The organism is Actinomadura rubrobrunea NBRC 15275, assembly GCF_001552235.1.
Classification (GTDB): Bacteria; Actinomycetota; Actinomycetes; order Streptosporangiales; family Streptosporangiaceae; genus Spirillospora; species Spirillospora viridilutea.
In genome coordinates this window covers 1-7,464 of record NZ_BCQU01000151.1, presented here as the reverse complement: position 1 = coordinate 7,464, position 7,464 = coordinate 1, and the positions used below count along the sequence as shown (strand labels likewise).

10 protein-coding genes are annotated in these 7,464 nt (G+C 75.3%); 5 read left to right on the top strand and 5 right to left on the bottom strand.

The features are described from left to right. The 3 genes from AR3_RS27955 to AR3_RS27945 form a co-directional block, all read right to left on the bottom strand. Positions 1 to 212: hypothetical protein (locus tag AR3_RS27955; protein WP_217998796.1), on the bottom strand; the 212-nt coding region annotated here is incomplete at its 3' end. Further along, complete coding sequence (locus AR3_RS27950; protein ID WP_067918482.1) at positions 209 to 751, bottom strand: MauE/DoxX family redox-associated membrane protein; 543 nt, start codon at positions 749 to 751, stop codon at positions 209 to 211. The genes AR3_RS27950 and AR3_RS27955, both read right to left, overlap by 4 nt. Further along, positions 751 to 1,458, bottom strand: coding sequence for a hypothetical protein (locus AR3_RS27945; RefSeq protein WP_067918480.1), 708 nt, complete (start codon positions 1,456 to 1,458; stop codon positions 751 to 753). Before AR3_RS27945 ends, AR3_RS27950 begins: the two co-directional genes overlap by 1 nt. A gap of 237 nt (positions 1,459 to 1,695) precedes the next feature. Here AR3_RS27945 and dut point away from each other — a divergent pair, with 237 nt between their 5' ends. Together dut and AR3_RS27935 are read left to right on the top strand one after the other, a co-directional pair. Next, the gene (gene dut, locus AR3_RS27940) at positions 1,696 to 2,169 is read left to right on the top strand and encodes a dUTP diphosphatase (protein WP_067918478.1); all 474 of its coding nucleotides are present in this window, start codon (positions 1,696 to 1,698) and stop codon (positions 2,167 to 2,169) included. Between the two features lie 3 nt (positions 2,170 to 2,172). Then, positions 2,173 to 3,015, top strand: a complete 843-nt coding sequence (locus AR3_RS27935) for a DUF3710 domain-containing protein (protein ID WP_067918476.1) — start codon at positions 2,173 to 2,175, stop codon at positions 3,013 to 3,015. A gap of 95 nt (positions 3,016 to 3,110) precedes the next feature. Here AR3_RS27935 and AR3_RS27930 read toward each other — a convergent pair whose 3' ends face one another. Next, entirely contained in the window at positions 3,111 to 3,578 is a 468-nt protein-coding gene (locus AR3_RS27930; RefSeq protein ID WP_067918474.1) for a CBS domain-containing protein, read from the bottom strand. A gap of 193 nt (positions 3,579 to 3,771) precedes the next feature. Here AR3_RS27930 and AR3_RS27925 point away from each other — a divergent pair, with 193 nt between their 5' ends. Further along, positions 3,772 to 4,602: a DsbA family protein gene (locus AR3_RS27925; RefSeq protein ID WP_067918472.1), complete on the top strand. Its 831-nt coding sequence runs from the start codon at positions 3,772 to 3,774 to the stop codon at positions 4,600 to 4,602. Positions 4,603 to 4,654: 52 nt separating this feature from the next. Here AR3_RS27925 and AR3_RS27920 read toward each other — a convergent pair whose 3' ends face one another. Then, on the bottom strand, positions 4,655 to 5,824 hold the full coding sequence (locus AR3_RS27920) for a L,D-transpeptidase (protein ID WP_169803910.1): 1,170 nt from the start codon (positions 5,822 to 5,824) through the stop codon (positions 4,655 to 4,657). A 352-nt stretch (positions 5,825 to 6,176) separates the two neighbouring features. Here AR3_RS27920 and AR3_RS27915 point away from each other — a divergent pair, with 352 nt between their 5' ends. Together AR3_RS27915 and AR3_RS27910 are read left to right on the top strand one after the other, a co-directional pair. Then, positions 6,177 to 6,602, top strand: coding sequence for an OB-fold nucleic acid binding domain-containing protein (locus AR3_RS27915; RefSeq protein ID WP_067918469.1), 426 nt, complete (start codon positions 6,177 to 6,179; stop codon positions 6,600 to 6,602). A 26-nt stretch (positions 6,603 to 6,628) separates the two neighbouring features. Beyond that, positions 6,629 to 7,426, top strand: a complete 798-nt coding sequence (locus AR3_RS27910) for a DUF3159 domain-containing protein (protein WP_390099614.1) — start codon at positions 6,629 to 6,631, stop codon at positions 7,424 to 7,426. Positions 7,427 to 7,464 lie beyond the last annotated feature (38 nt).

Sequence of the window (7,464 nt, the reverse complement as noted above, 5' to 3'; positions counted from 1 at the left end):
CCGAGGCGGTCGAACGCGGGCGCGGGCGACCCCGGGGCGGGGCCGAGGCGGTCGAACGCGGGCGCGGGCGACCCCGGGGCGGGGCCGAGCGGCACGGGCCGCGGCACGCCCTGGCCCAGCGCGTGGACCTGCCGGACGAGCCCCGCCACCACCAGGGCCAGCAGAAGCAGCACCGCCCACGTCACCAGCAGCGCACTTGTCTGGAAACTCATCGCGCCGGGCTCCTCTCCCGCTCCTGCGCCATGGCGAGCGGCAGGCACCACAGCAGAACCGCGACCACCACGCCCATGGCGATGACGATCAGCGACTCGGCGGGAGACCGGGCGGCGGGCGGCCCCCAGGCGGCCCCGGCCAGCGCCAGGCCCGCCAGCGCGCCCGCGCGCGCGGCGACCCAGCCGGTCATGGGCGTGGCGGCGTCGCCGCCGCAGCCGCAGGGCACCGCACGCGGCCGCGTTCTCACCACATGGGCCCCGTAGAGGGCGTAGGCGGCCAGCAGGACGGCCGCGAGCGCGAGGCACATGCGCAGCGAGTCGTCCCGGCCCGTCAGCAGCCCCGCCGCCGCCCAGCCTCCGGCGACCGCCTCGGCCGCCACCGCCAGCGCCGCGACGGGCCGCACCAAGGGGGCGGGCACCACGCCGTGCGCCCGAACCGCCGCGACGAGCACTCCAGGGCGCCGCACATGGCCCCACAGCGAGCCGAGCAGCACCGTCGGGACGGCGACCGCCGCGATCCCGGCCGGCAGCGCGGCCATCACGCCACCGCCTCGATCGCCAGTCCGGACAGCCGCTCGGGGACCCGCTCCGCCAGGCCCTCCTCGGGCAGCACCGTGACCAGCAGCGACCGCAGCGCCAGCAGGAAGTACGGGCCCTGCCCGGGCACGGTGTCCTGGAACAGCTCGCCGCCCGCCACGGCGGCGCCCCGCCACGGCGGCAGAAGGCGCCGCGACCGCGCGTCCAACGCGCTGATCTCCAGCAGCCCCAGCCCCGGGACCTCCTTGACCAGGGCGGTCTCGGTCAGGGCGGAGGCGGAGCGGGACGGCGCGTCCGCCCCGTGCCCCACGGTGATCCCGTCGTCGTGCTCGGTGAGCCGCAGGGCGCCGAAGAACGCCACCGCGTCGGCGGGACGGGCGTGGTACAGGTGCGTGAACACCGCGTGGCGGCGGCCTTCCCAGATCGCCGCCAGCACCGGCTCGCGCACCCCGGTGCCCGGGGCGACGGAGACGGCGCGGCCGGTGCGCAGCCGTCCGCCGTGGATGCGGAACTCCTGGTCGAGGCGGCGCACGCCGATGTCCTCCGCCCAGGCCGACGCGTCGGCGCGGGCGCCGGAGGAGATCTCGTGCAGCCGTCCGGCGACGGCGATCCGCGCCACCGAGGTGACCGGGCCGCCCAGGTCGTGCCGACCGGACAGCCGGACCCGGACGCCGTCGAGCGACCGGTGGACGACGACCTGTCGCCTCACGCTTCCCCCTCTCCCGCGATCACCGGCGGGGGATTGCGGCGAAAGCGACACTACGCGTTCCGAGGTCCAGACGGTGCAATGGCGGCGGAAGTGATGATCAGGAGGCGGGTAAAGTCCTTCCGGGCGCCGACGGAGCGGCGTGCTCCGGCACCGTTCACCGCGCCGCCCTGGGTAGGCTCGACGCGCCGCCGCCGCCGTGGCGGCGGGCGGTGCCGACCCGACCAGCGAGGTGACTTCGTGAGCAAGGTGGACGTGCTCATCCGGCGGCTCGACCCCGACCTGCCGCTGCCCAGGTACGCCCATCCCGGCGACGCCGGCGCCGACCTCGTCGCCGCCGTCGACGTCGAGCTGCCGCCCGGGGAGCGGGCCGTGGTGCCCACCGGCATGGCGATCGCGCTGCCGGACGGCTATGCCGCGTTCATTCACCCGCGATCCGGTTTGGGCGCTAGGTTGGGGGTGACCATTGTGAACGCACCGGGTACGGTCGATGCCGGCTATCGCGGTGAGATCAAGGTGACCCTGCTGAACACCGACCCCCGCACCACCGTCCGCCTGCGGCGCGGCGACCGCATCGCGCAGATGGTCGTGCAGCGGGTCGAACACGCGGTCTTCCACGAGGTCGCTCAGCTTCCCGGGTCCGCCCGCGGGGACAACGGTTTCGGCTCTACGGGCGGGTTCGCGGACAATCGGTACGCTAACGAAGGAGCGTGAGTCGTGGCTTTTGGACGTCGTCGCCGGCAGGACGACAAGCCCGCCGAGGAGCCCGAGCGGACGGTCGACGAGCGGGCGGAGGCGGCGGACGCCGAGACCGAGACCGAGGCTCCCGCGCAGGCGACCCCGTCCAAGGGCGGGCCGTGGGACTCCGAGGACTCCTACCCCGAGATGCAGCGCCTGGACTTCGGGTCCCTGCTGGTCCCCGTCGCGCCGGGGCTGGGCTTCCAGGTGAACTTCGAGGCGACGCAGGTCGACGAGCAGGGCAACCCGCTGGACGCGCGGCCGGTCGCGGTGCTCGTCCAGCACGGCCAGAGCGCCATGCAGCTCCAGGCGTTCGCCGCGCCCAAGCGCAGCGGCATCTGGGACGACGTGCGCCGTGAGACCGCCAAGGACATCCAGGAGCAGGCGGGCGGCCAGGTCCAGGAGGGCGAGGGCCCGTTCGGTCCGGAGATGGTGGCCATGGTGCCCGCCCCGCTCACCGAGGAGATCCTGGCGGAGATGCCGCAGGAGGTGCGCGAGCAGATCCCCCAGGAGTTCATCGACCAGGGCTGGGCGCCGCAGCTGATCCGCTTCATCGGCGTCGACGGGCCGCGCTGGTTCCTGCAGGCCGTGGTGCAGGGCGCCGCGGTGCAGGACGAGGAGCAGTGGCAGGTCCTGGAGGACGTGCTGCGCAACGTGGTCGTCATCCGCGGCGAGCACCCCATGCCGCCGCGCGAGCTGCTCGAACTGCGGGTCCCCAAGGAGTTCCACGAGGCCGACGCGCAGGAGCAGCAGCAGGAAGAGGAGAAGAAGGAGACCTTCAACCCCTTCGAGCGCGGCCCGGAGATCACCGAAGTGCGCTGACCCGGCCCGTCGTCCCCGTCCCCGCCGCGCGCCCGGCGCGCCGGGGACGGGGCCGTCGGCGCGGTCCGTTCGTCGCGCCGATCAGACGTCCCGCGTCAGGCGGGCGCGGGCAGCAGCCGGCCGAGCAGATCGGCCACGGTGATCGCGCCGACGATGCGCGGCCGCCCGGGCCCGGCCTCGTCCACGACCGCCACCACCGGGGAGTGCGCGTCGGCCATGAGCGCGGCGATCTCCATCGCCTGCGCGTCGCCGGGCACCACGGGCAGGGGCGGCGCCTGCTCGGGCACGAGCACGTCCCGCACCTTCCGTCCGCCGAGCCGCTGGCACATGCGGTCGGCGTGGTCCTCGTCGAACACGCGGGCGAGCGCCGGGTCGTCCTGGACGTAGCGCGGCACGACGAACCGCAGGATCTGCGACCCGGGCAGCACCGCGACCGGATGCTCGTCCTCGTCCACCACGATCAGGCCGGGGAGCCGCTGCTCCGCCAGCATGCGCGCGGCCTCGAGCGCGTCACCGTCCAACCGGGTGACGGGGTAGGGCCTGGCCAGTTGATGAGCCTGCACACCGTGGACGCTACTCCTGTCCGCCCGGGACGACGACCCCCGGCGCCGTTCGAGACGCCGTTCCCGAGGGCGTCGCGACGGCGGCCGCCGCGGACCCGGCGTGGCCTGCGGCGCGCGGCGTTCCGATCGCCCAGACTGGGAGGCGCCCGGGGAATCCCCGGGCCGGTCACGGCGACGAGAGGGGAGGCGTCCGGTGCCGCACGGCGGTGACGAGCCCGCGGACGTGATCGAGGGCGGGACGCGCGACGACCAGGACGAGCGGCGCCGCGGACCGCTCGCACGCCGGTTCGGCGGGCGGACCCGCACCGCGGCGGCCGTCGTCGCCGCCGTCGCCGTGCTGGCGGTCATGGCGTTCGCGGCGCTGACCCGCGACAAGGACCGGACGGCCGACGACCGCGCCGGCGGGCAGGGCGGCATCCCCGAGGTGGAGGCGCCCTCGTCCCCCAGCCCCACCCCCACGCCGACCGTCACCTGGATCGGGCCCACGCCGCCGCCCGCCGACCCGGCCCTGTTCAAGGGCAGCGACCGCGCCCCCGTCACGATCGAGGAGTTCGGCGACTTCCAGTGCCCCAAGTGCGGCACGTTCGCCCGCAAGATCCAGCCGGAGCTGACCCGCCGCTACATCGACACGGGGGTGGTGCGGCTGATCTGGCGCGACTTCCCGACGTTCGGCAAAGAGTCGGTGCGGGCCGCGGAGGCGGCCCGCGCGGCCGCCCGGCAGGGCCGCTTCTGGGAGTTCCACGACGCCCTGTACGCGCGGCAGCCCCGCCGCATGAACAGCGGCCGGATCGACGACGCGTTCCTGCGCGACGTCGCCCGCCGCGCCGGGCTCGACGTGGCGCGCTTCGACGCCGACCGCCGGTCCCGCGAGGTGCGCGGCGCGGTCCGCGACGACTTCGCGTTCGGGCAGCGGCTCGGCGTCCCCGGCACCCCGGCGTTCCTGATCAACGGGGAGCCGTTCTTCGGCGCGCAGCCGCTGTCGGCGTTCGAGCAGGCCATCGAGAAGGCCCGCGCCGCCCGGTGACGGCGAGGGCCGCACAGGCCGCCGGTCGACGACGGTCGATACCGGCGGGCCGTCACAGGCGGCCGGGCCGGACGGGACGCTTCAGCGCGCTGCCCGCCTGCCACACGCGCCACGGCAGCTGCCAGTACCCCCAGCCGTTGTTCCACTCCAGCGGACGGTTCGTGCCGATGATGGTGACGACGTCCCCGCGCAGCGTCTCCCCGAAGAACCAGCGCGCGAACTCCGGTGAAGCGTTCACACAGCCGTGGCTGACGTTCTCCCGTCCCTGCGCCCGCACCGACCAAGGGGCCGCGTGGACGTACTCCCCGCTGGCGGAGATCTGCACCGCGTGCCGCACCTTCTTCTTGTAATAGCGCGGGTCGTCGCGGTCGGTGACGCCCATCCACGCCGACGACATGATCACCGGGTCCGCCTTGCCCATGGTCAGGTGGACGCCGCTGGTGGTGGTGTACTTGCGGGCGCCGCCCTTGCCCGCGCTGATCCCCACCGACCGCACGACACGGCCGTTCACCCGCACGGTCATGCGGTGCCGCGGCACGTCCACGGTGCTGATCCTGGCCGGGCCCACCCGGAAGCCGACCGCGCGGTCCGCCCGCCCGTACACGCCCGGCGCCGCCCGCACGCCCGCGGTGTGCGCGATCAGCCTCACCCGCTGGCCCGTCGGCCAGAACCGGCGGGGGCGGAACACCACCCGGCGGCCGTCCAGCCAGCGCCACGCGCCGACCACGGGACGGCTCATGCGCAGCTCCAGGGAACGCTCCACGGCCGCGCGGTCGGCCACCGGCCGGTCGAAGGTGACGATGATCGGCATGCCGACCCCCACCACCTCGCCCGGGCGCGGGGCGACGTCGGCGACGCCGAACGCGGCCTGCGGGCGCAGCGTGGCGAACCGGGCGGTCGCGGCCGTCGGCCTGCCCTGCTCGACGCCGGTGGAGTCGACGGTGTAGACGGTGCCGGGACGCAGCGTCCAGCGCGTCCGCCAGGTGCGGCGGTCCGACGACATGCGGCCGGGCGCGCGGGTGCCGTCGGCGGCGCGCACGACGACGCGGTGCAGCGTGCCGCGGCGCGCGGTGACCACGACCCGGCTGTCGGGCCGCACCGCGCGCGCCCCGTGCGCGGGCGTGATCAGGATCGGCGGGGAGGCGGACGGCGTCGCCGCCCCGAACGCGCGGCCGGCCCGTGCGCCGTCCGTCCCGTCGCCGCCGCCCCCGCAGGCGGACACGGCGGCGAGAGCGGCCGTGAGCGTCGCGGCCGCGATCGCGGCCGTCCAGTTCCTCGGAATCCGTGTGTTGCCCCTGTGCGGCATCGTGTCCCCGTACCGTCTGCCGTGGATGCGCTGCGAGTCCCCTCCGTGGCGCGTCGCCTACGGAGGGTGAGGTTCCCTGGTGAGAAAGTAGACGCCGCGCGGCCCGGGAGGGGGGAGGCCGCCGAAATCGCGCGTCTCAATTCGGTGACGGGAGGGGAGCGCCGGGGCCGCGCCCGGCACCGCCGCCTGACTTGTCGCCAGTTGTCGCTGATTTCGAGAACGTCACCGTCGTCCGACACTTCCTTCTTGGATGCCTTACGCTTCGAACATGGACGAGGTGCCGGCCCATCCGCAGACCGAGACGCGTGGCACGCCCCGACCCGGCCGCGGCCGCGGCGGGCTGCGGCGCTTCCTCCGCCGCATGACCTCGAGCAAGGCCGAGATGGAGGCCGAGGAGCTCCAGCAGACCAGCGGGGCGGAGGGCGCCACCCCCATCACCGCCTGCGCCGCGCGCAAGCGCGCGTGCGTGGCGGGTACGCTACGTACGGTGACCCTGCGGCCCCGTGGTGGAGCGCCGGCCCTGGAGGCCGAGCTCTACGACGGCACCGACGTGATCAACCTGGTCTGGCTGGGGCGCCGCAAGATCGCCGGCATCGACCCCGGGCGGCGGCTGCGCGCCGAGGGCCTGGTGAGCGTGCAGGACGGACGCAAGGTCATGTTCAACCCCCGTTACGAGCTGCGCGGGTCCGCGTGACCGCGCCGCGGGAAGGGGGCGACCCGGTGGACGAGCGCGAGGCGAGCGGGGGCAGCGTGGCCGCGGACGACGAGAGGGCGAAGGGCGGGGCGGGGACGCCCGCCCTGACCGATACGGACGAACGGACCGGACGGGACGCGCCGCGGCGCGACGACGACGCGCGCCGCGGCGGGGACGCCGCCCACGACACGGTCGAGGCGGCGGTGCGGGCCCAGCTGTCCAAGGCGCTGGGCGGCGTCCGCGGCATGATCGAGGCCGCCGTGCCCACCATCGGCTTCACCACCGCCTACGTCATCGGCAAGGACGTCCGGCTCGCCGCCGCGGTCGGGGTCGGCGCGGCGGTGCTGCTGCTCCTCGTGCGGATCGCGCAGCGCTCCACGCCGCAGTTCGTGCTCAACAGCCTCGTCGGCATCGCCATCGCGGCGTTCTTCGCGCTGCGCTCGGGACGCGCCGAGGACGCGTTCATCCCGGGCATCCTGCTCAACGCCGGCTACGCGGTCGGAATGATCTTCTCGATCCTGGTGCGCTGGCCGGTCGTCGGGTTCATCATCGGCTCGGTCACCGGCGACCCCACCGGGTGGCGCTCCGACCCGGGCGTGGTCCGGCTGTGCACCCGGCTGACCTGGCTGCTGGCGGTGCCCAACGTGCTGCGGGTGGCCGTGCAGTACCCGATCTACCTGGCCGACGGCGACCAGAGCGCCCTGCTGGGCGCCGCGAAGATCGTCATGGGGTGGCCGCTGCAGGTGGCCGCGCTGGCCGCCATGGTCTGGGTGCTGGCCCGCGGCCGCACCCCGATCACCCCGCCCCGCGCGCCGACCTCCTGACGGACGCGGCGCCCGGCGGGGCGGGGCGGCGGGCGCCG